Source organism: Streptomyces sp. AcH 505, assembly GCF_000818175.1.
Lineage (GTDB): Bacteria > Actinomycetota > Actinomycetes > Streptomycetales > Streptomycetaceae > Streptomyces.
In genome coordinates this window covers 992780-1015683 of sequence record NZ_JTIY01000002.1, presented here as the reverse complement: position 1 = coordinate 1015683, position 22904 = coordinate 992780, and the positions used below count along the sequence as shown (strand labels likewise).

General features: G+C 68.7%; 16 protein-coding genes. 9 read left to right on the top strand and 7 right to left on the bottom strand.

The annotated features are described in order from the left end of the window. Positions 1 to 31: 31 nt before the first annotated feature. The 3 genes from HY68_RS34515 to HY68_RS34505 form a co-directional block, all read right to left on the bottom strand. Positions 32 to 1924 carry an acetolactate synthase large subunit gene (locus HY68_RS34515; protein WP_107070282.1) on the bottom strand — a complete coding sequence of 631 codons (1893 nt, stop codon included), beginning with the start codon at positions 1922 to 1924 and terminating at the stop codon, positions 32 to 34. 323 nt (positions 1925 to 2247) lie between these two features. Continuing rightward, positions 2248 to 3720, bottom strand: coding sequence for a HAMP domain-containing sensor histidine kinase (locus HY68_RS34510; protein WP_041999441.1), 1473 nt, complete (start codon positions 3718 to 3720; stop codon positions 2248 to 2250). Further along, positions 3707 to 4387: a response regulator transcription factor gene (locus HY68_RS34505; protein WP_041999438.1), complete on the bottom strand. Its 681-nt coding sequence runs from the start codon at positions 4385 to 4387 to the stop codon at positions 3707 to 3709. Before HY68_RS34505 ends, HY68_RS34510 begins: the two co-directional genes overlap by 14 nt. A 127-nt stretch (positions 4388 to 4514) precedes the next feature. On the opposite strand from HY68_RS34505, the gene HY68_RS34500 reads away from it, so the two are divergent. Next, positions 4515 to 6194: a glycosyltransferase family 39 protein gene (locus HY68_RS34500; RefSeq protein ID WP_078864085.1), complete on the top strand. Its 1680-nt coding sequence runs from the start codon at positions 4515 to 4517 to the stop codon at positions 6192 to 6194. 20 nt (positions 6195 to 6214) lie between these two features. Here HY68_RS34500 and HY68_RS34495 read toward each other — a convergent pair whose 3' ends face one another. Together HY68_RS34495 and HY68_RS34490 are read right to left on the bottom strand one after the other, a co-directional pair. Further along, a complete protein-coding gene (locus tag HY68_RS34495; RefSeq protein WP_041999435.1) occupies positions 6215 to 7213 on the bottom strand; it encodes a hypothetical protein in 999 nt (332 codons plus the stop codon). Between the two features lie 149 nt (positions 7214 to 7362). Continuing rightward, a complete protein-coding gene (locus HY68_RS34490) occupies positions 7363 to 10074 on the bottom strand; it encodes a family 78 glycoside hydrolase catalytic domain (protein ID WP_052457460.1) in 2712 nt (903 codons plus the stop codon). Positions 10075 to 10313: 239 nt separating this feature from the next. On the opposite strand from HY68_RS34490, the gene HY68_RS34485 reads away from it, so the two are divergent. The 6 genes from HY68_RS34485 to HY68_RS34460 all read left to right on the top strand — a co-directional run bounded on the left by HY68_RS34485 (position 10314) and on the right by HY68_RS34460 (position 18237). Beyond that, a complete protein-coding gene (locus HY68_RS34485; protein ID WP_041999432.1) occupies positions 10314 to 14252 on the top strand; it encodes a glycoside hydrolase family 2 TIM barrel-domain containing protein in 3939 nt (1312 codons plus the stop codon). Between the two features lie 349 nt (positions 14253 to 14601). Beyond that, entirely contained in the window at positions 14602 to 14826 is a 225-nt protein-coding gene (locus HY68_RS34480; protein ID WP_041999428.1) for a hypothetical protein, read from the top strand. A gap of 138 nt (positions 14827 to 14964) precedes the next feature. Further along, the gene (locus tag HY68_RS34475; RefSeq protein ID WP_041999425.1) at positions 14965 to 15417 is read left to right on the top strand and encodes a VOC family protein; all 453 of its coding nucleotides are present in this window, start codon (positions 14965 to 14967) and stop codon (positions 15415 to 15417) included. Positions 15418 to 15556: 139 nt separating this feature from the next. After that, positions 15557 to 16039, top strand: a complete 483-nt coding sequence (locus HY68_RS34470; protein WP_042000742.1) for a cupin domain-containing protein — start codon at positions 15557 to 15559, stop codon at positions 16037 to 16039. Between the two features lie 46 nt (positions 16040 to 16085). Further along, a complete protein-coding gene (locus tag HY68_RS34465; RefSeq protein WP_041999423.1) occupies positions 16086 to 16862 on the top strand; it encodes a DUF427 domain-containing protein in 777 nt (258 codons plus the stop codon). Positions 16863 to 16917: 55 nt separating this feature from the next. Then, positions 16918 to 18237: an NAD(P)/FAD-dependent oxidoreductase gene (locus HY68_RS34460; RefSeq protein ID WP_041999421.1), complete on the top strand. Its 1320-nt coding sequence runs from the start codon at positions 16918 to 16920 to the stop codon at positions 18235 to 18237. Here HY68_RS34460 and HY68_RS34455 read toward each other — a convergent pair. Then, on the bottom strand, positions 18215 to 18604 hold the full coding sequence (locus HY68_RS34455; protein WP_042000739.1) for a DUF3099 domain-containing protein: 390 nt from the start codon (positions 18602 to 18604) through the stop codon (positions 18215 to 18217). The two genes, HY68_RS34460 and HY68_RS34455, sit on opposite strands and share 23 nt — an antisense overlap. Positions 18605 to 18878: 274 nt before the next feature. Between HY68_RS34455 and HY68_RS34450 the strand changes: the two genes are divergently transcribed. Continuing rightward, positions 18879 to 19226 (top strand): hypothetical protein, encoded by a 348-nt coding sequence (locus tag HY68_RS34450; RefSeq protein ID WP_041999418.1) that lies wholly within the window; start codon positions 18879 to 18881, stop codon positions 19224 to 19226. 170 nt (positions 19227 to 19396) lie between these two features. Beyond that, a complete protein-coding gene (locus tag HY68_RS34445) occupies positions 19397 to 21022 on the top strand; it encodes a ubiquinol-cytochrome c reductase cytochrome b subunit (protein WP_041999415.1) in 1626 nt (541 codons plus the stop codon). 66 nt (positions 21023 to 21088) lie between these two features. On the opposite strand, the gene HY68_RS34440 is transcribed toward HY68_RS34445, so the two are convergent. Then, positions 21089 to 22789, bottom strand: coding sequence for an FAD-dependent oxidoreductase (locus HY68_RS34440; protein WP_041999412.1), 1701 nt, complete (start codon positions 22787 to 22789; stop codon positions 21089 to 21091). Positions 22790 to 22904: the final 115 nt, after the last annotated feature.

Genomic DNA, 22904 nt, shown 5'->3' with positions numbered 1-22904 from the left:
GGCGGCTCGTTGATCCCGATCCGCTGTGCCACTAGTCGTCGAATTGACCGAAGTCGGGGCGCAGGTCGAGTGCGGTCATGATGGCGTCGTTGGAGGCACCGGCCGGGATCATGGGCCAGACCATGGCGTCTTCCTCGACGATGAAGTCGATGACGACGGGCCGGTCAGTGATGGCGTTGGCTGTCTGGATGGCGTCGTCCAGGTCGTCGGCGGCCTCGCAGCGCAGTGCGGCGCAGCCCAGGGCTTCGGCGAGTTTGACGAAGTCGGGGGTGCGTGTGCCGGCAGGTGCCGTGTGGGAGCGTTCGCTGTCGGGGGCCGAGTGCAGGGTGGAGGCCGAGTAGCGCTGGTTGTAGAGCATGTTCTGTTGCTGACGGACCATGCCGAGGGCACCGTTGTTGATGACGGCGACCTTGATCGGAATGTTGTTGAGGGCGCAGGTGGCGAGTTCCTGATTGGTCATCTGGAAGCATCCGTCCCCGTCGATGGCCCAGACGGTGCTGTCGGGCTGTGCGACCTTGGCGCCCATGGCGGCGGGGACGGCGTAGCCCATGGTTCCGGCGCCCCCTGAGTTCAGCCAGGTGCCGGGCTCTTCGTGGGGGAGGAATTGCGCGGCCCACATCTGGTGCTGGCCGACTCCCGAGGTGAAGACCGTGTTCGCAGGGGCAAGCTGACCGATGCGCTCGATGACCTGCTGCGGGGAGAGGCTGTTGTCGGCAGGGCGGTCGTAGGCGATCGGGTAGGACGCGCGCCAGCGGTCCAGCTCCTGCCACCAGGCGGCGTAGCCGGACTTCGCACCGGCGTCGGCCTGGCCTTCCGCGAGCAGAGGGCGGATGGTGCGGGCCAGATCGTCGATGGCGGTGCGGGCGTCGCTGACGACGGACACATCGACACGGCGATTCTTGCCGATCTCGGCGGGGTCGATGTCGACGTGCACGACCTTGGCGTGCGGGGCGAACGTGTCCACCCTGCCGGTGACCCGGTCGTCGAAGCGTGCTCCCAGGGCCACGATCAGGTCGGCTTTCTGCAGTGCGGCGACGGCCGTGACCGATCCGTGCATGCCGGGCATTCCCACGTGCTGGCGGTGACTGCCGGGGAACGCGCCCAGCGCCATCAGTGTGGTGGTGACGGGGGCACCGGTCAGCTCGGCGAGTTCCCTCAGTTCGGCGGTGGCGCCGGCCTTGAGGACGCCGCCACCGACGTACAGCACCGGACGCTCGGACCGGGTGATCAACCGCGCTGCTTCCCGGATCTGCTTCCCGTGGGCACGCGACACCGGCGGGGCGTCGGGGGCGAGCGGTGGCACGGCGAACACGGTGTCCGCCTGGAGAGCGTCCTTGGCGATGTCCACCAGGACCGGGCCGGGCCGCCCGGTGGAGGCGAGTTGGAACGCCTCGGAGACGACCCGTGCGATGTCGGCCGGATCGGTCACGAGATAGCTGTGTTTGGTGATCGGCATCGTGATGCCGACGATGTCCGCCTCCTGGAAGGCGTCCGTACCGATGAGCTGGGTGGGCACCTGGCCGGTGATCGCGACCAAGGGCACGGAGTCCATGTAGGCGTCGAGCAGCGGGGTGACCAGGTTGGTGGCGCCCGGCCCGGACGTGACGATGCACACCCCGACCCTGCCGGTGGCCTGCGCGTAGCCGGTCGCGGCATGGCCCGCGCCCTGCTCGTGGCGGACCAGGATGTGTCGCAGGCGCCGGGAGTCCAGCAGAGGATCGTAGGCGGGCAGGATCGCCCCGCCCGGGATCCCGAAAAGGACTTCCGCACCGCATTCTTCCAACGAGCGGATCAGCGACTGCGCGCCCGTGACGCGCTCGCCCGAAGACGCGGTTGACGCGGTGGACGTGGTGTTGGCGGTCTGCTGCGGTGTGTCGCGCAGGTAAGGCTGCGGGAGCCGAGGTTCAAAGGCCTGCTCGGTCATCGGCATTCTCTCTGTTCACTGCGGAGGGCGTAGGGGGACGCGGTACCGGCGCGTGGCTGCCGCGAAACGCTGTGGTCGCGGGCGGCAACAAAAAACCCCTCGTGCCGGTGGGCGACCGAGGGGAGCGCGTCGGGCGGTGACCGTAGTTCAAAAGGTCCCGGCTTCGGCCGACGCGCTATCCAAGTACGAGAATGCGGGTGCGCATGGTCTGGATCCTCATACCTGCCCGTCTGGGCGTCAAGTTGGCGGGACGCCGATCTCACCATGTGAGCGTCAGCTCGTCGTCCGTGGCCGAGCCCGCGGATGTGAGAGCGAGAGGCGTGTCACTTCCCGGCCGGGCTGGAGGCTCGGGGAAGGCGTAGCTCGAAGCAGGCTCCGAGGGTCCGGGGGGTGAGGACGAGGGTGCCTCCGTGACGGTGGGCCAGGTCGCGGGCGATGGCGAGGCCCAGACCGGTGCCGCCGTGGTCGCGGGAGCGGGCGTCGTCGAGCCGGACGAAGCGCTCGAAGACGCGCTCGGCGTCTTCGGGGGGTACGCCCGGTCCGTCGTCGTGCACCGTGAGGACCACCGAGTCGTCCTGGTTTCGGATGGTCAGCTGGATGCGGTGTGCGGCGTGACGGGCGGCGTTGTCGATGAGGTTGCGCAGCAGCCGTTCGTACTCGTCGAGGGTTCCGAGTGCGTGGGCGGGGGCGGTGCTGTCGCAGGTGAGGGTCAACGGTCTTTCGGTGAGGGGGTAATGCTCGGTCAGCCGGAAGGCGAGGGCTGTCAGGTCGACGGTTTCGGGGCTGGCTGTGGTGGTACGGGTGTCGAGGCGGGCGAGGAGCAGCAGGTCTTCGGCGAGTGCTTGGAGGCGGCGGGTCTGTCGTGCGGCGGTGCCGGCCGCCGCGGGCCAGTCGGTGCGTTCCGGGTAGGCGAGCGCGACCTCCAGGCTGGCCAGCAGTGTGGTGAGGGGGCTGCGTAGTTCGTGGGCGGCGTCCGCGACGAAGCGGCGTTGCTGGGCGGCGGCGTTGTCGAGGCGTTCGAGGGTGGTGTTGATGGTGGTGGCCAGGGCGGTGATCTCGTGTCCCGTGGCGGGGACGGTGACGCGTTCACGGGGGTCGGTCGCGGTGACCGACGCGGTGAGGACGCGGATGGCTTCGACCGGTCGCAGCGCGATCCGGACGGCGAAGTAGGCGACGGCGCCGATCAGTACGAGGCCGACGAGCCCGGCCCGCAACAGCACGCGATCGGTGACCTCGGTGATTTCCTTGGCTGTGTGCGGGAGCACCACCACATAGACCCGCAGGTTGGCGTCGGCGGCGACGCCCAGAGCGGCTCTTTCTTCGCCGCTGAGTTGTCCGGGCACGATATCGGCGGTCATGACCTGCTGGGTCCCGCCGGGCATATCAAATTTGTCCCTCGGGTTGTAGTTGCGGTTCACAGGTATGCGGACGGTGTCGGGCGGGTACAGCGCGGCCTCCCCGGTCGGCGGGGCGGGCATCACGTGATGGGTGTCCGGGTAGGCGTCACGCAGAGCCCCGCCGGAAGCGACAGCGGTGCGTCGGCCGGAGGCGACGACCTCGAACGGCACGGTATTTATGGAGACGGGAATCACACCCTGTTCCAGCTGCTCGCAGAGAGCCCAGAGCTGGGACCGGGCTTGTTCTTCGGTGATCTGCGTGCCCCTGTGGTAGACGTCGCCGTGCACCCACCAGCCGATGCCGACCAGGATGACGGCGGCGGTCGAGGCGACGGCCAACGCCGTGCGGGACCGCACCGAACGCGGCCACCAGCGGCGTCGCGGCTCAGTCGCGTTCACGGTCGTCCACCAGTCGGTAACCGATCCCCCGTACGGTCTGCAGGGACTGCCGGTCGAACGCGGCGTCCACCTTCTTGCGGAGGGCGCTGACGCGCGCCTCCACCAGGTTGGGATCCAGGGCTTCGTCCGGCCACGCGTGATAGAGCAAATCCGACTTGGAGACCGCCTGGCCCGCCCGGCGGGCCAGCAGCTCCAGCACGGCGAACTCCCGCGGCGTCAGTACTACCCGGGCCCCGGCCCGGTGGCAGACGCGGCCGGCGACATCCAACGACAGGTCGCCCACGGCAAGGACGGGCGGGGCGACCGTGGCGGCTCGTCTGACCAGAGCCCGCAGCCGTGCGACGAGCACCATGTAGGAGAAGGGTTTGGCCAGGTAGTCGTCGGCCCCCGTGTCCAGCGCCTCTGCCTGGTCCCAGTCCCCGTCCTTGGCGGTGAGTACGAGGATGGGCGTCGCGTTGCCTTCCCGGCGCAACTGGGCGCAGACCTTGTAGCCGTTGAGTCCGGGCAGCATCAAGTCCAGTACGACAAGGGCGTATTCGCCGGTCCTGGCCATCCACAGCCCCTGCCGTCCGTCATGGGCGAGATCGACGCTGTAGCCCTCCGCTGTCAGACCGGTGTGCAGTGTGTGAGCAAGGTCCACCTCGTCTTCGACCACCAGGATGCGCATGCCGAGAGCCTTGCACAACGCCGGGGCGCCTTCCTGACCGGCCGGTCAGGTTGGGTCAGCGTCCGGTCAACGCGGTCCGGGCACGCTGGCGGAATCCTTCGCCGCTGCTGAAAGGCCCTGTCCGCCGATGTCCCTTGCTGAACGTGCCCCCGCCGGGGCCGGGACGGTTTCCCCTCCCGCACCCGCCCGTCGACAACCACCCAGGCGAGCCAGAGCCGTTGTCGTCATCGCGCCCTTGTCGCTGACCATCGCTCTGGGGCTCTGGGGTGTCCGCAGGAAGAACACCATGTGGGGGGACGAGTCCGTCACCTACCAACTCGCGCACCGCGAACTGTCGCAGATATGGCTCACCACGCAGCATGTTGATCTGGTCCATGCCCTCCACTACGCCGTGATGCATGAGATCTTCGGTCTCTTCGGCGGCGGGCTGCTGACGTTGCGGCTGCCGTCCGTACTGGCAATGGCCGCGGCGGCGGGCGGAGTCGGGCTGCTGGGGCTACGCCTGGCAGGACCCCGCGCCGGACTGCTGGCCGGTCTGGTTTTCCCGCTCCTCCCCCAGGTACAGAAGTACGCGCAGGAGGGCCGCTCCTACGCCGTGGTCTGCGCCCTGGTCACCTGGGCCACGTACGCGCTCGTCGTCAGCGTCCCGCAGCGCGCCCGATGGCGGTGGGCGGTCTACGGCTCCACCATGCTGTTGGCTTGCCTGTTCCACGAGTTCGCGGTTCTCGCCCTGGTGGCACACGGCGTCACACTGGTCGTCTCGCGTGTTCCACGACCGGTGCTGAGGGCGTGGAGTGTGACTGCCGCGGGCGTGGTGGCCGGGCTGTTGCCGCTGGCGATCCGTAGTGCGGGACAGTCGGGGCAGCTGTCCTGGATCGAGGCACCGGTGCGGCTTCCCGGTTTCCTGGCCGTGGCGGCCATGGGCGTGGTGTGTGCCCTGGCGCCCGTGCGGATGAGGGGGCCCGTGCGGCTTTCCGCGCTGGCTGTGCCGATCGTTGTGCTTCCGTGCCTTCTGCTACTGACCGCCTCGCTGGTCAAGCCCCTTTTCGTCGACCGGTATGTGCTCTACAGCAACATCGGCATCGCCTTGCTGCTGGGCGCCGGCATGGATTACGTCCACCGGCTGCGGCGGTCTTCCCGCAACGCGTGGATCGCGCCGGTCGCCGCACTTTCCGCGGTCGCCGTACTGACCGCGCTCGTCCCGACGAGCCTTGCGCTGAGGACGCCCCGGAGCCGGAGCAACGACGTCACCGCCATCGGCGCCACCGTACGCAAGGAAGGCCGTCCCGGCGACGGGCTGCTCTATCTCTCGGCCCAGTACCGGGCCTGGACCGCGGCCAACCCCGAGGACACCCGCCTCCTGACGGATCTGGCCCTGGCACGGGACCCCGTTTCGTCGAACACACTTGGGGGTGTCGAGCTTCCCGCCCAAGCCATAGCGGCACGCATGCTGGACTTCGACCGAATCGTCGCGGTCCGCGCCCCGGCCGGCGCGCACCCGCCGACCGACCCGCAGGAGCAAGCGAAAACAAGCACCTTGCGGCGCCACTTCCGCCCGTACGGAACAACGCGTGTCAACGGGGCGCGAGTCACCGTCTATGTCCGGGCCCATGATCCGTCACCGCGGTTGGACGACGAGGTGATCACGGCTGGTGCCGACGCGGGTTTCCCCGAGCTCTCCTCCGGAATCCGGGGTGACCGGCGCCCGGCGCCCCCGGCAGCCCGCGCGCACACGTGTGGGGCCCGCCCCGACCGGGGCGGGCCGGGCTGCCGGGGGCTCGCTGGATGGCGAGTCAGGTCAGTGTGACGGTGGCTCTGCCGGCCGGATCAGCGGCCGGCGGCGGGACCGCCGCGGCCGCGTTGGACCGGACCGGAGTTCCCGTATCCGCCCCTACGCGTGACCCCTCCACTGTTGTCGTACGAGGTCCCGCTGGACTCCGCATGCGAATCGCCGTGACCGGAGTCCTGGTTGCCGCCTCCCTGGTTGCTGTGCGTGTTGCTGTAGACGACGTTGGCGGGGTTGACGGGGTAGGCCTGCGGCGTCGGGTACGAGAAGTTCGGTGCTGCGTCTTGCTGCTGCCCGTACGTGTTGTGGCCGGTAGGAGCGGGCAGCGTGCTGCTGGCGGGCATCGTGGTCAGTGGTGTGCTGAAGGGGAGGCTCGACTCTTCGGCCTGCCGCTGCGTCGTCGTGGCACCCGTCGCAAGCGCACCGGTGGCTGTGCCGACGTTGTGCAACCCCTGGTACAGCAGAGCCTGGTTCGCCTCGGTGTTGGGGAGGTAGCTGAGGCCGGCACCGACCGCCGTGCCGGTCTGGATACCCGCCGCGACGGTCCTCAACCAGTCTGCCGCACTGCCGGACTGCACCGCCGACCCTCCGTACCGCACCATGCGCCTGACTGCCGCACCCGCTTCCAGCGTCACGCCGGCGGTGGTGAGCACCGCCCCCAGGACGGGATAGTTCCGCTGAGCCAGCCTGCCCGTCCCCTGGACGATGTGCGGACCGACGATCTCGGCGAAGTCCTTGATTCCTTGTTGGTTCTCCTGCACCCACTGCGTGCCTTGCTTCCATGTTTCCACGGCCCAGTTACCATCCTCCCCCTGGGTGGCCGCGTGATAGCTTCCCTCCCCCCGCAGGTCGACCCACCTCAGAGCGGTGTCCGGACGCGGATCACGGGTGGGAGCGCGGCTCTCCAGGGTGTCGAGGGTTTGGATGTCCCGTCGGGTTTCCTGGTTCTGCTCCATGAAGTCCCTCAGACCTTGGATGCCAAGGTAGCTGTCGACGGAACTGGTGGAGTCGTCACTGCCCGATCCTGTGCCTTCTTGCATCTTGCGGTCCTTTCGCGGAACACGAGGCTTACTTGCAAGAAGCACAACGGAACCAGAACTTGGACGGTTCAGTGGACCTTGGGACAAATCGGCCTGAGGACTGCGCCCCCGGGTCGGCGCATGAGGTGCCGGTGATCCTCCGCCCTTCCTCAGCCCGCCGTGAACGTCCAGCTGCCGGAGTCCACTTGGAAGGAGACGGACCGCTCCGTGCTGTGGACCCGCCGGGCTCCGGCCGGTGTTCGGACCTGGTCCCCCTCGGCGAGAAGCGGGACCCGGACCACCGCGCGGCTGTTGGCGGGGACAACGACCGTCAGCCGCAGCCCGGTTCCCGTCCTGCGCCAGGTGCTGGCGACCCGGCCCCGCACGGTGTCCTGCGTGACCGAGACATGGTCGAGGCCGGCGGGCACGACCGGTGCGACGGTGATGTCGCGGTATCCCGGACCGGTGGGGCGGATTCCCGCGAGCACGGTGTAGAGGGAGGAGTTGATGCCCGCGAACATGGCGTGGTCGTGCGTCTCCATCGACGAGCTGTACAGCCACTGCTCCCAGCTCGTGGTGGCGCCGTGGGAGAGTTCGAAGCCGAAGCCGGGGTAGGTCCGCTGGTTCAGCATCGTCATCGCGAGGTCGGCACGGTCGATACGGGCCAGCGCGTCGACCAGGTAGCGCGTGCCGAAGATGCCGGTGTCCAGGTGGCTGTCGTCGTGGTCGACGACGGTGCGTACGAGCTGGTCGCCGACCGCCCGTACGCGGTCCTCCGGCACGAGACCGAGAGCCAGCGGCAGGATGCTCGTCACCTGGCGCCCGCTGCCGTAGGTGTCGCCGGCGGCGTTCAGGAAGTGGGTGTTGAACGCGTCCTTGATGTCGGCGGCCAGGGAGGTGAAGTGCCGGGCGTCCGTCGCGAAGCCGAGGGCGTCGGCCGCCTGCGCGGTGGCGCGGGCCTGGTCGTAGGAGAGTGCGGTGTTGACGAGGGACACCTCGCTGAAGCACTCGCCCGCGTCGGGTCCGCCCATGCCGTCGTTGGCTTCCGGCCTGTGGTCGGGCGGGCACCAGTCCCCGAAGCCCTTGTCCTCGGGCCAGATCAGTCCGGGGGCTTCGGCGGCGTTGCGGTCCACGAACCGCTTCATGTCCGGGTACGCGCTCTCCAGGGCGTCGCGGTCGCCGTAGTCCTCGTACAGCGTCCAGGCGAGGGAGACCTGGCCGCCCGCCATGTCGGGGTACTGCGACTTGACGTCGTCGGACGGCAGCGCGGTTCCCGGTGGCATGTCCTTGAGGTAGTTGGCGTAGAAGGCGTCCATGCCGAACTCCCGGGTGGACGCGTCCCGGTAGGCCTGTACGTCCATCGCGGGAGGGGTGCGTTCGTCCCGTACCGGGGTGTCCGTGGGTGTGCTCATCGAGTTGTTCAGAATGCTCCAGCGGTTGTTGCGCCAGATGCTGTTGAGCAGATCGCTGGAGGAGTCGAACGATCCGGTGGACTCGACATCCGCGTGCACGACGCGGGCCCGAATGTCGTCGGCGCGCGGGGTGCCCGGGTATCCGGTGACCTCCAGGTAGCGGAAGCCGTGGTAGGTGAAGCGGGGTTCGTACGTCTCGCGCCCCGCGCTGCCTGCCAGCGTGAACGTGTCGGTGGCCGCGGCGTCGCGGTTGGTGGCCGTGTCCAGCGTGCCGTCGTCCTTGAGCTCCTCGGCGGTGCGCATCGTGATGCGCGTGCCGGCCGTGCCATGGGCGCCTACCCGGGCCCAGCCGGCGATGTTCTGGCCGAAGTCGTAGAGGTAGGTGCCGGGCTGGGGCTGGGTGACCTTGACCGGTGCGAGGGTGTCCGTCACCCGGACCGGCGGCATGGTGTTGGCGTGCAGGTCCCCCTTGGGGGCGTCGGCCGCCGCCGCGCCCTTCCAGGCGTGGTCGTCGAAGTCCGGCTTGTCCCAGCCGGGTTGCTCCTCGCGTGCGTCGTAGGACTCGCCGTCGTACAGGTCGTCCGCGGTGATCGGCCCGTCCGACCACCGCCAGGACGGATCGGTGGTGACCGTGGCGTGCGTGCCGTCGGTGTACGTGATGTCCAGCATCATGATGGCTTGCCGCGGGCCCAACCAGCGGAAGCCGTAGGGGTTGTAGCCCTCTCCGTAGCCGTGGCCGAGCCACAGCCCCACGGTGTTGTCGCCCCGGTGCAGCGCCTTGGTGACGTCATAGGTGTCGTACAGCACCCGGCGGTCGTAGGGCGTGGCGCCCGGGGCGAGGACGTGGTCGCCCACCTTGGCGCCGTTCAGGTGCAGTTCGTCGATACCCAGACCCGAGACGTAGGCGCGAGCCTGCGCCACCGGCTTTCCCAGGGTGAAGTCCTTACGCAGCAGCGGAGCGCCGGCGTCCGGGTCGGACGCGCCGATCCACTGGGCTCCGCGCCAGTCGGCGGCCGAGGCGAGGGCCGTCTCCCAGTACGAAGGAGCGCTCCAGGCCGAGGAGTTGCCGCGCGTGTCCCAGACGCGGACCTGCCAGTAGTAGCGCTTGCCGGGCGCGAGCGATCGACCGCCGTAGGGCACGCCGACGGATTCGGCTGACGGTTGCCGTCCGCTGTCCCAGACGTTCGCGGCGCCATGGTCCAGTTTTTCCGCGGATGACGCCACGCGGACCTGGTAGGCGCTCTGTTCCGTGTCGCGTCCGTCCGAGCCCAGCTGCCAGCCGAGTCTCGGATGCGCTGCCTCGACGCCGAGGGGGCGCGTCCTGCCGTCGGCGGAGACTCCGGTGACGCGCAGCCCTGTGTGCGCCGAGGCGGGGGACGCTCCGGTGAAGAGTGCCGAGGCGAGCAGCGCGATCGCACAGAGGGGGGCGGCCACGGCGGCGGTGAGGGACGGTGTGCTGGGTCGGAGCACGATGCGGGCCCTTCGCGAGGCATCGCCCGCAGCTCCGCCACGGCGATGGATGGAACGTTTCAACGTCCGCCAGTTATAGCAAGCCGACCGAAGCTCCAGAACCCCCTGAACCAAAAAACAACAGAATCTGACGTCGTCATTGTGGGGATTGTGTTCATTCTCTAGGGTGGGCGCGGCCCGTCAGGTGTTCTCCGCCCCCCACCCGCTGCATATCTCGGCACACGAGGAAGGCCCCCGCCATGGCGCTCCCGCACCCGAACCCGTCCCCGAACCCGAGCCCGCACTCCCCCCGCGGTTACGTGAGCCGCCGTCGCCTCCTCGAAGCGAGCGCCGCCGTCCTCGGCGGGCTCGCCCTGTCCGGCGCGCTGCCCGGCGCCGGCCGGGCGTTCGCCGCCGGAGCCGCCGGCACCGCCGCCGGCGTCCAGGCCTCCGGCGACGAGTGGAACGGGCACATCGACGTCGTCCGGCTCGGCACCGAGCCGCCCCACACCACGCTCATGCCGTACGCGAACCTCAAGCAGGCTCTGGCCGCCGACCGCACCACGTCCCCGTGGCGTCAAAGCCTCGACGGCGACTGGAAGTTCGCCTACGTGAACCGGCCCGCCGACAAGGACGAGGACTTCTACCGCACCGACCTCGACGACTCCGACTGGGAGACCACCCCGGTCCCGTCGGCCTGGCAGCTGCACGGCCACGACTACCCGATCTACATCAACATCACCTACCCGTGGTGGGGGCCGAACGGTCTCGGCGAGGACGCGCAGCCGCCGGCGGCGCCGACCCGCTACAACCCCGTCGGCCAGTACCGGCGCTCCTTCACCGTCTCGAAGGGCTGGGCGGACCGCCGTACGTTCCTGCACTTCGAGGGCGTCAAGGCCGCCCACTACGTATGGATCAACGGCCAGTTGGCGGGCTACCACGAGGACTCGTACACACCCGCCGAGTACGACATCACCCCGTACCTGAAGGACGGCACCAACCAGATCGCCGTCGAGGTCTACCGCTACTCCGACGGCGACTGGCTCCAGGACCAGGACATGATCCGCCTCAGCGGCATCTTCCGGTCGGTGTACCTGTACTCGACGCCCGGGGTCCACATCCGGGACTTCAAGCTCGACACCCCGCTCGGGGGCGGCTACACCAGCGCCGAACTGTCCGTCACCGCGCACGTACGGGACTACGCGGGCGGCGCCGCCGGGGCGGCCTACACGGTGGAGACGCAGCTGTACGACGCCGACGGGCACGCCGTGTGGGGGCGTCCACTGACCCAGCGGGCCGCGCCGGGCGCCGACGAGGCGACCGTCACGGGCACCAGGTCCGTACCCTCACCGCGCCTGTGGTCCGCCGAGGATCCGTACCTGTACACCGCCGTCCTGCGACTGCGCGACCCCGCGGGCAAGATCGTGGAGACGCTTTCGCACCGGATCGGTCTGCGTGAGTTCGCGCTCACCGACGGGCTCATGCGGATCAACGGGCAGCCGATCACCTTCCGCGGCACGAACCGTCACGAGATGCACCCGGTCCGCGGCTCGGCTCTCAGCCGCGCCGACCTGGTCGACGACATCACGCTCATCAAGCGGCTGAACATCAACTCGGTCCGCACCTCGCACTATCCCAACAACCCCCTCTGGCTGGAACTGGCCGACGAGTACGGTCTCTATCTCGTCGGTGAGACCAATCTTGAGACGCACGGCGTCAACGGCCAGTACCCCGGCAGCCACGCCGACTGGACGACCGCGTGCGTGGACCGCGCCCAGAACATGGTCCACCGCGACAAGAACCACGCGAGCGTCGTCATCTGGTCGCTGGGCAACGAGGCAGGCTCCGGCTCCTCCTTCCGCGCCATGCACGAGTGGATCCACTCGTACGACCCGACGCGCGTCATCCAGTACGAGGGCGACAACTCCCCCGGCACCAGCGACATCCGGTCCAAGATGTACGAGTCGCCGAGCAGGATCGAGGAGCGGGCGAAGGACACCTCCGACACCCGGCCCTACGTGATGATCGAGTACGCCCACTCGATGGGGAACTCGACCGGCAACTTCAAGGAGTACTGGGACGTCATCCGCCGCTACGACGTCCTGCAGGGCGGCTGGATCTGGGACTTCGTCGACCAGGCCCTGACCTGGCCGACGCCGGCGCGCACGCTGCTCACGGAGACCGGACCCGCCGGGCTGACGGGCGAAGTCATCAACCCCTCGGGATCGTTCGACCCCGAGCACGGCGTGAGCGGCGCGACCGTCTTCGCGCGCGACCAGCGGCTCGACGACCTCACCGGCTCGCTCACGCTCGAAGCCTGGATGACCCCGCACGTACGCGGATTCCACCAGCCGATCCTCGCGAAGGGCGACACCCAGTACGCGCTGAAGCAGTCAGACAACGGCCTGGAGTTCTACATCTACGCGGGCGGCCAGTGGATCGCGGCCAACTGGACCACCCCGGACGACGGCTGGACGGACAAGGAACACCACGTCGTGGGTGTCTACGACGCGAACGCGGGGACACTGACCCTGTACGTGGACGGCGCGGCCAAAGCCACCAAGACCAGCGCCCAGGGGCCCAGCAGCAACACCGCCTCGCTCTCGCTCGCCGGTGAAGTGGAGAACCCGACACGGGAGTTCAGCGGCACGATCCGGGCGGCCCGGGTATACGCCCGCGCCCTCAAGGCCGCCGAACTCGCCGACGAGAAGCGCGGCTCCGGCGACGACGACGTGCGGTTCTGGTTCGACGCGAAGACAGCGCGGCACGAAGCGAAGAAGGCCCGGGCGAAGACCTTCTTCGCCTACGGAGGCGACTGGGGCGACAACCCCAACGACGGTGCGTTCAGCGGCGACGGCATCGTCCTGCCCGACCGGGGACACACCGGCAAGGCGGCCGAGGTCAAACGGATCTACCAGCCGATCACCGCGACCCGCGCGGAGGGCGCCGCGCCCGGCGAGATCACCCTCACCAACGACAACCTGTTCACCAACCTCCGCGCGTACAACGGAATGTGGGAGCTGTCACGCGACGGCGAGACGGTACGGCGCGGCAAGCTCAGCCGCTTCCAGCTCGACGTGGCACCGATGACCGGCAAACGCATCACACTGCCCGTCGAACTGCCACGCGACCCCGCCCCTGGGACCGAGTACTTCCTCCAGCTGTCCTTCACCACGAAGGAGCGCACACGGTGGGCCGACGAAGGCTTCGAGGTGGCCCGGATCCAGCTGCCCCTCGACGCCGACAGCCCTGAGATCAAGCCGGTGCCGCTCGCGCAGGTGCCGAAGCTGACCCACCGGAGCAGCGACTCCGACGTCACCGTCACCGGACGCGACTTCAAGGTCGTCTTCGACACGTCGACCGGACTCGTCACCTCGTACGAGGCGGCCGGCACGAAGCTCCTCACCTCAGGCCCCGTCCCCAACTTCTGGCGCGCCCCCACCGACAACGACCGGGGCAGCGGTCAGCACACCCGCAACCAGACCTGGCGGGACGCGGGCGCGCGGCGCGAGGTCACCGGCGTGACCGTGCGCGAGCTGAACGGGCGCGCGGTCGAGATCACGGTCAAGGGCACGCTGCCGACCACCACCGCGTCGGCGTACACCACGATCTGCACCGTCTTCGGCAACGGCGAGATCAAGGTCGACAACACCCTGAGCCCTGGCGCGTCCACCCTCCCGTACATCCCCGAGATCGGCACGATCCTGCGTCTGCCGGCGGCCCTGGAGCAGCTCCACTACTACGGACGCGGCCCCGAGGAGAACCACTGGGACCGCAACGACGCCACCGATGTGGGGCGTTGGTCCGGGACCGTCACCGAGCAGTGGTCTCCGTACCTGCGCCCGCAGGAGAACGGGAACAAGACCGATGTGCGCTGGGCGGCGCTCACCGACCGGCACGGGCGCGGTCTGCTCGTCAGCGGCGACGGTCTCCTGGAGATCAACGCCTCGCACTTCACCCCGGAAGACCTGTCCGTGGGCGCCCGTCACGACTATCAACTCACCCCCCGTGCCGAGGTGGTCCTGCGGGTCAACCACCGGCAGATGGGCATCGGCGGCGACGACAGCTGGGGCGCACAGACCCACGACGCCTACAAGTTGCTCGCCGACCGGGACTACACGTACACGTACCGGCTGCGTCCGCTCACGGACGTGCGGCAGGCGACGAGCCTGTCACGCCGGCCGACGGCCGTGGAGTAGCCCCTGGGTGAGGCGGCCCGACTCCCCCGCGTACGCCTTCGCCGCCGCGAGCGAACTCGACGGGCACAGGCACGGGCAGCGCGGAGTCGGGCACGCTCTCCTGGACGGGCGGGACCATGGCGACGGCAGCGTACGGGTCGAGCCGGGGCGCGTTCCCGGTCGGCGCGGCGGACGTCGTCAGCCGCCGCGCGGTCTCGGCGGGCGGTCAGGTCCGGGTGGTACGAGCGCACCAGGGCCGCCGCCCCCGCGGCGACGCAGCGGCCTCGGAAGAACCGCGTGCCCGCGCGCCCGAGGTACGGCTGCTGCCCCCGCCTGCTGGCCGGCTCCGAGCTGCCGGAGCCGGCTGGTCGTGGCCCGTTCGGCATCCGGCGCCGGACGCGGTCTCCAGGAAGCCCTGCTGCGCCGCCTCCAGGAGGTCAACTCCCCCGCCCTACTGCTGTCCTGTCCGCCCCCCGAGGGCTATCTGTTCGGCAACATCACGCCCCGGATCCTGCCGCGCGGCCGCGCCATGCGCATCTCCTGCAGGACCACGACCCTGGTGCGGACGGCGAAGGTCGGGGGGACGGGCGCCTGAGGGGCCATGTGGTGGACGCGCCGACGGGGTTGCGAGGGCCCAGTTGGCGCGTCAGCCGTCCCCCGGTCGTGTGTCACACGAGCGGCACCTGCCCGGTCATCACGGGCGGAGGATCCGGACGAGCGAGGATGACGCACTATGACGACACACAGTAACCTGCCCGCCCCTGAACAGGGCCTGCTGATCACTCACTTCCTGACCGTTCGCGACGTGGAGACGTCACGGCGCTTCTACGCCGACATCTTCGGCGGCGAGGTCGTGATGGACGAGAACCCGGCGATGGTGAAGGTCGCCAACAGCTGGATCATCATGAACCCGGGCGGTGGCCCCACACCCGACAAGCCCGACGTCACACTGGAGGCGCCGCAGGACACACAACGGGTGTCGAGCTTCCTCAACGTGCGCGTCGCCGACATCGCCTCCTTCTACGCCGAGGCCGTCGCCAAGGGCGCCCACTTCCTCACGGAGCCGCTCGACCGCGTCGCCGAGCTGCGCTGCTACCTCCGTGACCCGGACGGTTACCTCATCGAGGTGGGCCAGTCCACCGGCCTCCTCCACGGCCAGCTGGCCGACCCCCCGGCCGGTTCCTGACTGACCCCCGGCGGGGGGTGAGCCGCGTCCCGGCCGGTGGTGTGCCGGCCGGGACGCGCGGCGCGTCACAGATGAGGGGCGTGCCTGGTCTTACCTGTGAAGAAGAGAAGACAGACCGACACGGGCAAGGGTGGTACTCATGTCATATCCGAAGCAGGTGTACTACGGCGACGGCGGAGAAGTCAGCGCCAAGTTCCGCTCCGCGGACACACCGCCGGACCTCGGCACGGCCGAGGAGGGCGGCTACTACTACCTGGCGACCACAGCCACCACCCGAGGTGAGTTCGGGCTCTACCGCGTGGTGATGGGTGCGCGGTCGGGCGGTCCGAAAACCCACTACCACAAGACCATCTCGGAATCGTTCTACGTTCTCGACGGCACCCTCCGGCTCTACGACGGCACGCAGTGGATCGAGGGGAAGAAGGGCGACTTCCTGCACGTCCCGCAGGGTGGGCTGCACGCGTTCCGCAACGACTCCGACTCGCTGACCGAGATGCTGCTGCTCTTCACACCGGGCGCGCCCCGCGAGGAGTACTTCGAAGGTCTCGCGCAGCTGGCCGACGCCACCGACCAGGAGCGGGCCGAGTTCTTCGTGAAGCACGACTCCTACTTCGTGGAGTGACCACGGTCCCGGCGGGAGAACCGACGACTGAGCCAAGGAGCCACCGATGACGGAAGAAAGTGTGCTGCGTCCGAGCCTGATCGCCCCGGTCGGGCACGTCGAACCGGTGCCCCGGCGTATCCGGGGGACGATCGGCGGCCGGGTCGCCTTCGACACCCGGCGCGCCCTGTACGTGTGGGAGTGGCGCGCCTATCCCCAGTGGAGCATCCCCGTCGAGGACATGGCCGAAGGAGTGCTCGTCGACGAGGGGCACACCGAGGACCGTGGCGTCGCCTCCGCGCGGCGGCACGGCCTGCGTGTCGGGTCCGAGGTGCGTGCGGGTGCCGCGTGGGTCTGGGCGGACGACGCGCCTGAGCCGCTGCGCGGCACCGTGCGCTTCGAGTGGGACGCGCTCGACTCGTGGTTCGAGGAGGACGAGCCGGTCTTCGTCCATCCGAGGAGCCCCTACTCCCGTATCGACACCAGGCGTTCCTCCAGCAGCGTCCGCGTGGAGATCGACGGGGTCGTGCTCGCCGACGCGCCGCACTGCGTGAAGCTGTACGAGACCGGCCTGCCGACCCGGTACTACCTCGACCGCGGGTACGTCGACCTGTCGAAGCTGCGCCTTTCCGACACGGTGACGGGCTGCGCGTACAAGGGGATGACGAGCAGCTACTGGTCGTTCGTGAACGACGGTGCCACTCACGAGGACATCGCCTGGGCGTACGACTACCCCACGAACCAGGCCACCGGTGTCGCGGGCATGGTGACGTTCTACAACGAACGCGTCGACCTGTATGTCGACGGGACGCTGCTGCCGCGGACATCCGGCGCGGCCAAGTGAACGCGCCTTACTGGCATCGGCGTTGCAGACATTGAGATTCACCACCAGGAGAACCATGCGCGAGATCCTCATAGTTGGCGGCGGCTACGCGGGCTTCTACACCGCCTGGGGACTGGAGAAGTCGTTGTCGGCGGACGAAGCGAGGGTCACGATCGTCGACCCGCGTCCGTACATGACCTACCAGCCCTTCCTGCCGGAGGTGATGGCCGGATCGGTCGAGGCCCGCCATGCCGCTGTGTCGATGCGCCGGCATCTGCGCTCCACCCGGATCATCGCGGGGACCGTGTCCGAGATCCGTCATGCGGACCGGTCGCTCACTGTCCAGCCGGTGGGCGGAGCGGCTTACGAACTCCGCTACGACACCCTGGTGGTCACCGCCGGCGCGGTGACCCGCACCTTCCCGATTCCGGGGCTCGCCGAGCACGCAACAGGCATGAAGCACGTCGAAGAGGCGGTGGCCATCAGGGATCGCCTGCTGACGGCCTTCGACCAGGCCGCGTCGTTGCCGCCCGGTCCGCAGCGGCGAAGGCTCCTCACGGTCACCATCGTGGGCGGCGGGTTCTCCGGTGTCGAGGGTTTCGGCGAACTGCTCTCCCTGGCAACGGCGATGCTCACGTCCTATCCGGAACTGACCTTCGACGACCTGTCGTTCCACCTGGTGGAGGCGCGGGACCGGATTCTGCCCGAGGTGACCGACAAGCCGGGGGCCTGGGTGGTGCGGTCCTTGGCACGCCGTGGTGCACACGTGCACCTCAACACCCAGCTCGTCTCGGCCGAGGACGGCCACGTCGTCCTGTCCACGGGTGAGGAGTTCGACTCGGCACTGATCGTGTGGGCCGCCGGCAACGCCTCGAACCCCGTCACGCACCGGCACACCGACCTTCCGGTCGACGAACGTGGGCTGCTCGTGGTCCGGGCGGACCTCCGGGTGGGTACGGACGCTCTTCCGGTGCCGGACGTGTGGGCGGCCGGGGACGACTCCGCCGTACCCGACCTGGCCTCGCCCGTCGCGGGGGCGCACACCGTGCCCAACGCGCAGCACGCGGTACGGCAGGGCAAGCTGCTGGCGAAGAACATCACGGCGGACCTCCGCGGCGGAAAGACCCGCCCCTACCGGCACAGCAGTCTCGGGGTGGTGGCCACACTGGGCCTCGGCCGGGGAATCTTCCAGTACCGGAAAATCGTCATCAAGGGGTTCCCCGCGTGGCTGATGCACCGGGGCTACCACCTGCTGGCGGTGCCCTCGTGGGAGCGGAAGATCCGGGTGCTCGCCGTCTGGCTCACCGCCGCCCTATTCGGACGGGACCTCGTCTCGCTGGCCTCTGTGCAGCATCCGAGGGACGCGTTCGTCGTCAGTACCGCCGCACGTCCCTGACGGGAGGGGCGGGAGCGTACGGCTCGGCGACGGCGCCCTGGCTCGGCGAGGCCTCGGAGCCGTCGTGCGGTGCCGGAGCGATCATCGGGTGGGAGGGGGCGGGAACGAACGTCGCCATGGGTGAAGGGGCCTTCTCCCGACCGGCGTTGGCCAGGACGACGGCGATGTAGGGGAGGACGGCGCCGAGGACGAGCGCGACGATCGCCACGGGCCGCTCGACGTTCCACAGAGTGACCGCGAGGATCACCGAAACAGTGCGCACCGACATGGCGATGACATAGCGGCGCTGCCGGCCGCGCACGTCCTCGTCAAGTCCCTGCCTCGCTCCGGTGATCCGGAAGACCTGGGCACTGTTCTGCTTCCTGATCACGTTCCACCATCCGCTGGTCTCGGTTGCCGTGCTACCCGTTAAGACAACTCCCATGGCTCATCTGTGACACCGGCGCTTCCGGGACGTCCCTTGTCACAGAGCGAGGACCGCTCCGGTCACAACAGGCAAGAGCGACCCACACCGACTTCGTCCCGGAGAGTGAAAACACGACATGGCGCCTCGTTCTGTGACCCGGACGGCAACGAGTGGGTCCTGCAGGAGGTGCCGAGCCGGGCGGCCCAGTCGTACCGGCCGTCCTTTGGAGAACGCCATGGACACGAGTAAGGAGGCCGCACGCGGCCTCACCGCCATCGAGACCTTCCTGTACCGGGAGGCTCATCTGAGGGCCGCACGTCGGCGGGTAACAGCCTTCACCACACGGGCTCCTGGACTGACACGGGAGCAGAAGGAAGACATCGAACAGTGGTACCTCGATGAACAGGAGCAGGTCGCCCGGATGGTGACCGAGCACATCGCCGACAGCATCAGCGAGACGGAGGAGCGGTACCACGTGAGCTTCCGGCGGTGGCTCAGAGGAACCATGACGGCGATGGTGCTGATCACACTGGTCATCAGCGGCCTGTTCGTCGTGGCCCTCGGGTCGCTCGGCGCGCTCTAGGAACGCGGGACGCTCGGCACCGTAGAGCCCGCCCGTCGTCCAGTCATGCCGTCACATCCACTGCTCTTGTCCGGTCATAGAGATGGAAGTGTTCCGGGACCTCCCCGGACGCCGCTTCCACGCGGTCAACGCGCAAGCTATGAGCGAATGTCACGAACGGTGGTAGGGGCATGAAGGACGGGCGCCCGCTGAACGACGAGAGGCAGAACAACGCGGGGAAAAAGGTCGCCGTACGGGCCGGCGGACACCTGCGTTCATACGGCAGGCTCAAGGGAAACGCCCGAAAGGCCTTCCCGGACCACTGGTCCTTCCTGCTCGGCGAGATCTGCCTCTACAGTTTCGTCGTTCTCGTCGTCACCGGAATTTACCTGGCAGTGTACTTTCATCCATCGGCCCAGATGGTCAGGTATGAAGGCAGTTACGCGCCACTGCGCGGCCACCTGGTGTCGGAGGCGTTCAACTCGTCGATGCGGATATCCTTCGAACTCCGCGGCGGGTTGCTGATCAGACAGGCCCATCACTGGGCGGCGCTGATCTTCGTCGGTTCCATACTCGTCCACCTGATGCGTGTTTTCTTCACGGGCGCGTTCCGCAAGCCCCGCAGGCTCAGTTGGCTGGTCGGATTCCTGCTGCTCGTCCTCGCCATGTTCGAAGGGCTCACCGGCTACGACCTTCCCGACGACCTGCTCTCGGGGACCGGTCTCGCGGTGGTGAACGGCACGATTCTGTCGATCCCCTTCGTCGGGTCGTACCTGTCGTTGTTTCTCTTCGGAGGCGAGTTCCCCGGACACGAACTGATCGCCCACTTCCACCTCCTTCACGTGTGGATCATTCCCGCCCTGATGGTGTTCCTGATCGCCGTGTACATCTGGCTGGCGATACGCACCAAGCACACGCAGTATCCCGGTTCGGGGCGCACCGAGAAGAACGTCGTCGGTCTCCCGTTCACCGTCCACGCGGTGAAGTCGGCGGGGTTCTTCCTCCTGGTCGCCGGAGCCGTCTTCGCCATCGCCGGTGCCGTACAGATCAATCCGATCTGGCGGTACGGCCCCTTCCGGCCCGACCAGGTCTCGGCGGGGTCCCAGCCGGACTGGTACATGGGCGTCGCCGACGGGCTGCTGCGGGTCATGCCCGGCTGGGAGATCAGTCTCCTTGGCCGTACCCTGGCTCTGGACAATCTGATTCCGCTCGGCGTCGCCGGCGGGCTGTTCCTGGCCATGGCCGTGTACCCGTTCATCGAGTCCTGGCTGACCAGTGACGACCGTGAGCAGCACATTCTTGACCGGCCGCGCAATCGTCCCGTGCGTACGGCCCTCGGTGTCGCGTGGATCAGTTTCTATCTGGTGGCCCTGATCGCCGCCGCGAACGACATCATCGCCGTCCGTCTCCACGTCTCCGTCGAGTCGGTGACGTGGGCCGTGCGCTTCGGTCTTTTCCTCGTACCGCTCACGGCGTTCTCCGTCACGAAGCGAGTGGCCCTCGGCCTCCAGCGCCGAGACCGCGACAAGGTGCTGCACGGAAGGGAGACCGGCATCATCAAGCGTTTGCCTGACGGCGAGTTCGTCGAGATCCACGAGCCGCTCGGCCCTGACGAACTCCATCTGCTCACGCAGCACACCCAGTACCGGCCGATCGACCCGGCCTCCGCGAAAGACGGTGTGCAGGACGGCGTCGGACGCGCCCTTGCCCGGCGCCTGCGTGCGGACCTGAGCCGGCGGCTCTACGGGGAGGGCACGCAGGTCCCCAAGCCCTCCGAGCAGGAGTACAAGGAGATCACCGGCGAGCACCGGCCGTAACGGGGGCAGCAGCAGGGGTGGGGCGACGTCCGTCGCCCCACCCCTGCTGACCGGTTGTCGCACCGGTCACTCGGCGAGTTTCCCGTCCGTCGAAACGTCCTCCATAAGAGAGGCGATCTCGTCAGGGATCGCCGGAATGCTCTCCCTGGTGATACCCGCTGTCGGGGACCACAGCAGATTCACCCGCAGCTCGGGATCCATGTCGGGGTAGTCGCTGCGGTTGTGGCAGCCACGCGTCTCGCGACGCTCCAGCGCCGATTCGAGTGTCGCGCGAGCGGCCAGGGCGGCGGACTTCAGGTCGAAGGCGTGGGCCAGGTCCTGATAGCCGGCGATGTCCGGGTGCACGCCGACGTCCGCCATCCGCTTCTCGATGACGGCCAGTTCGGCGAGTCCGGCACGCAGCCCCTCCCCGTCCCGTACGACACCGGCGTGTTCGGTCATGGTGTTGCGGATGGCACGCTGCAGAGCGCGGACGTTCTCCGGCCCGTCGGCGGCGAGAAGGGTGTCGAGCTCCTCGCGGGCCTGTGCGACGGCCCGAGCGGACCGGGGCTGCGCCGTCAGTGCCTGCGAGTAGGCCGCCGCGGCCCGGCCCGTGAGGCGCCCGAAGACCAGGAGTTCGATGAGGCTGTTCCCGCCCAGCCGGTTGGCACCGTGCAGGCCGCTCGACGCCTCGCCGATGGCGTACAGACCCCGGACATCGGTGCTGTGGTCCTCGGGATTCACCCGGACGCCACCCATCGAATAGTGCGCGGTGGGCGCGATCTCGATCGGTTCGCGGGTGATGTCCAGCATCTGCAGATCCAGCAGCGTCTGGTAGACGCGGGGCAGCCGCGTCATGATCGTCCGCCGTGGCAGATGCGACACGTCGAGCCACACCCCGCCCTTGGGGGTCCCGCGGCCCTCCTTGATCTCCGTGTAGGAGGCCAGGGCCACCCGGTCCCGCGTGGAGAGTTCCATGCGTTCGGGGTCGTACCGGGCCATGAAGCGTTCACCCAGCACGTTGCGCAGGATGCCGCCCTCGCCCCTGGCCGCCTCGCTGACGAGGGTGCCGGCCGCGTTCTCTGGCTCGATGATTCCGGACGGATGGAACTGCACCAGTTCGGCGTCGCGCAGCCGCGCTCCGGCTTCCACCGCCAGGCGGAACGAGTCCCCGGTGTTCTCGTCGCGCCGTGAGGAGGTCCGCCGCCAGATGCGGGTGTGTCCGCCCGCGGCGAGGATGACGGCGTCGGCGTGGATGACGTAACGCGTTCCGTCGGCGAGGCTGAAGCCGTAGGCGCCGAAGACAGCTCCGTCGTGGACGAGCAGCCGGGTGATGTAGACGCCGTCGAGCACCGGAATGTTCAGCTGTTCCGCGCGCCGGACGAGGGTGCGCTGAATCTCCAGCCCTGTGTAGTCGCCGGCGAAGGCCGTACGACGGAACTTGTGGGCGCCGAAGAAGCGCTGCGAGATACGGCCGTCTTCTTCCCTGGCGAACGCCATGCCGTACCGCTCCAGATCGTCGATTCCCCGGGCGGCGCCCTGGGTGACGATCTCCACGGTGCGGGGGTCGGCCAGCAGATAGCTCTCCTTGAGGGTGTCGGCCGCGTGCTGCTGCCAGCTGTCCTCCGGATCCATCGTGGCCAGTGCCGCGTTGATGCCTCCGGCGGCCAGCGCCGTATGGGCGTCGTCCTTCGGACGCTTGCCGACAGCGAGGACGTCCGTGCCGGCCTCGGCCAGCTCGATCGCCGCGCGAAGCCCCGCGCCTCCGGTGCCGATCACCAGCACCATCGTGGATATTCGTTGTTCAGTGGCAGCCACGGTCAACTCCGATCGCCTTGGGGTGTCTGCCATGACGACCAGGGCGGTCGGGGATTTGTGACGACGATGTGCCCCGCCTGCCGCC

Bases quoted from the DNA above. Each gene is read 5' to 3' on its own strand.
- HY68_RS34500 (WP_078864085.1), top strand. From the start codon at position 4,515: ATGTCCCTTGCTGAACGTGCCCCCGCCGGGGCCGGGACGGTTTCCCCT.
- HY68_RS34465 (WP_041999423.1), top strand. From the start codon at position 16,086: ATGACGGAAGAAAGTGTGCTGCGTCCGAGCCTGATCGCCCCGGTCGGG.
- HY68_RS34470 (WP_042000742.1), top strand. From the start codon at position 15,557: ATGTCATATCCGAAGCAGGTGTACTACGGCGACGGCGGAGAAGTCAGC.
- HY68_RS34515 (WP_107070282.1), bottom strand. From the start codon at position 1,924: ATGACCGAGCAGGCCTTTGAACCTCGGCTCCCGCAGCCTTACCTGCGC.
- HY68_RS34505 (WP_041999438.1), bottom strand. From the start codon at position 4,387: ATGCGCATCCTGGTGGTCGAAGACGAGGTGGACCTTGCTCACACACTG.
- HY68_RS34475 (WP_041999425.1), top strand. From the start codon at position 14,965: ATGACGACACACAGTAACCTGCCCGCCCCTGAACAGGGCCTGCTGATC.
- HY68_RS34460 (WP_041999421.1), top strand. From the start codon at position 16,918: ATGCGCGAGATCCTCATAGTTGGCGGCGGCTACGCGGGCTTCTACACC.
- HY68_RS34445 (WP_041999415.1), top strand. From the start codon at position 19,397: ATGAAGGACGGGCGCCCGCTGAACGACGAGAGGCAGAACAACGCGGGG.
- HY68_RS34440 (WP_041999412.1), bottom strand. From the start codon at position 22,789: ATGGTGCTGGTGATCGGCACCGGAGGCGCGGGGCTTCGCGCGGCGATC.
- HY68_RS34495 (WP_041999435.1), bottom strand. From the start codon at position 7,213: ATGCAAGAAGGCACAGGATCGGGCAGTGACGACTCCACCAGTTCCGTC.
- HY68_RS34450 (WP_041999418.1), top strand. From the start codon at position 18,879: ATGGACACGAGTAAGGAGGCCGCACGCGGCCTCACCGCCATCGAGACC.
- HY68_RS34485 (WP_041999432.1), top strand. From the start codon at position 10,314: ATGGCGCTCCCGCACCCGAACCCGTCCCCGAACCCGAGCCCGCACTCC.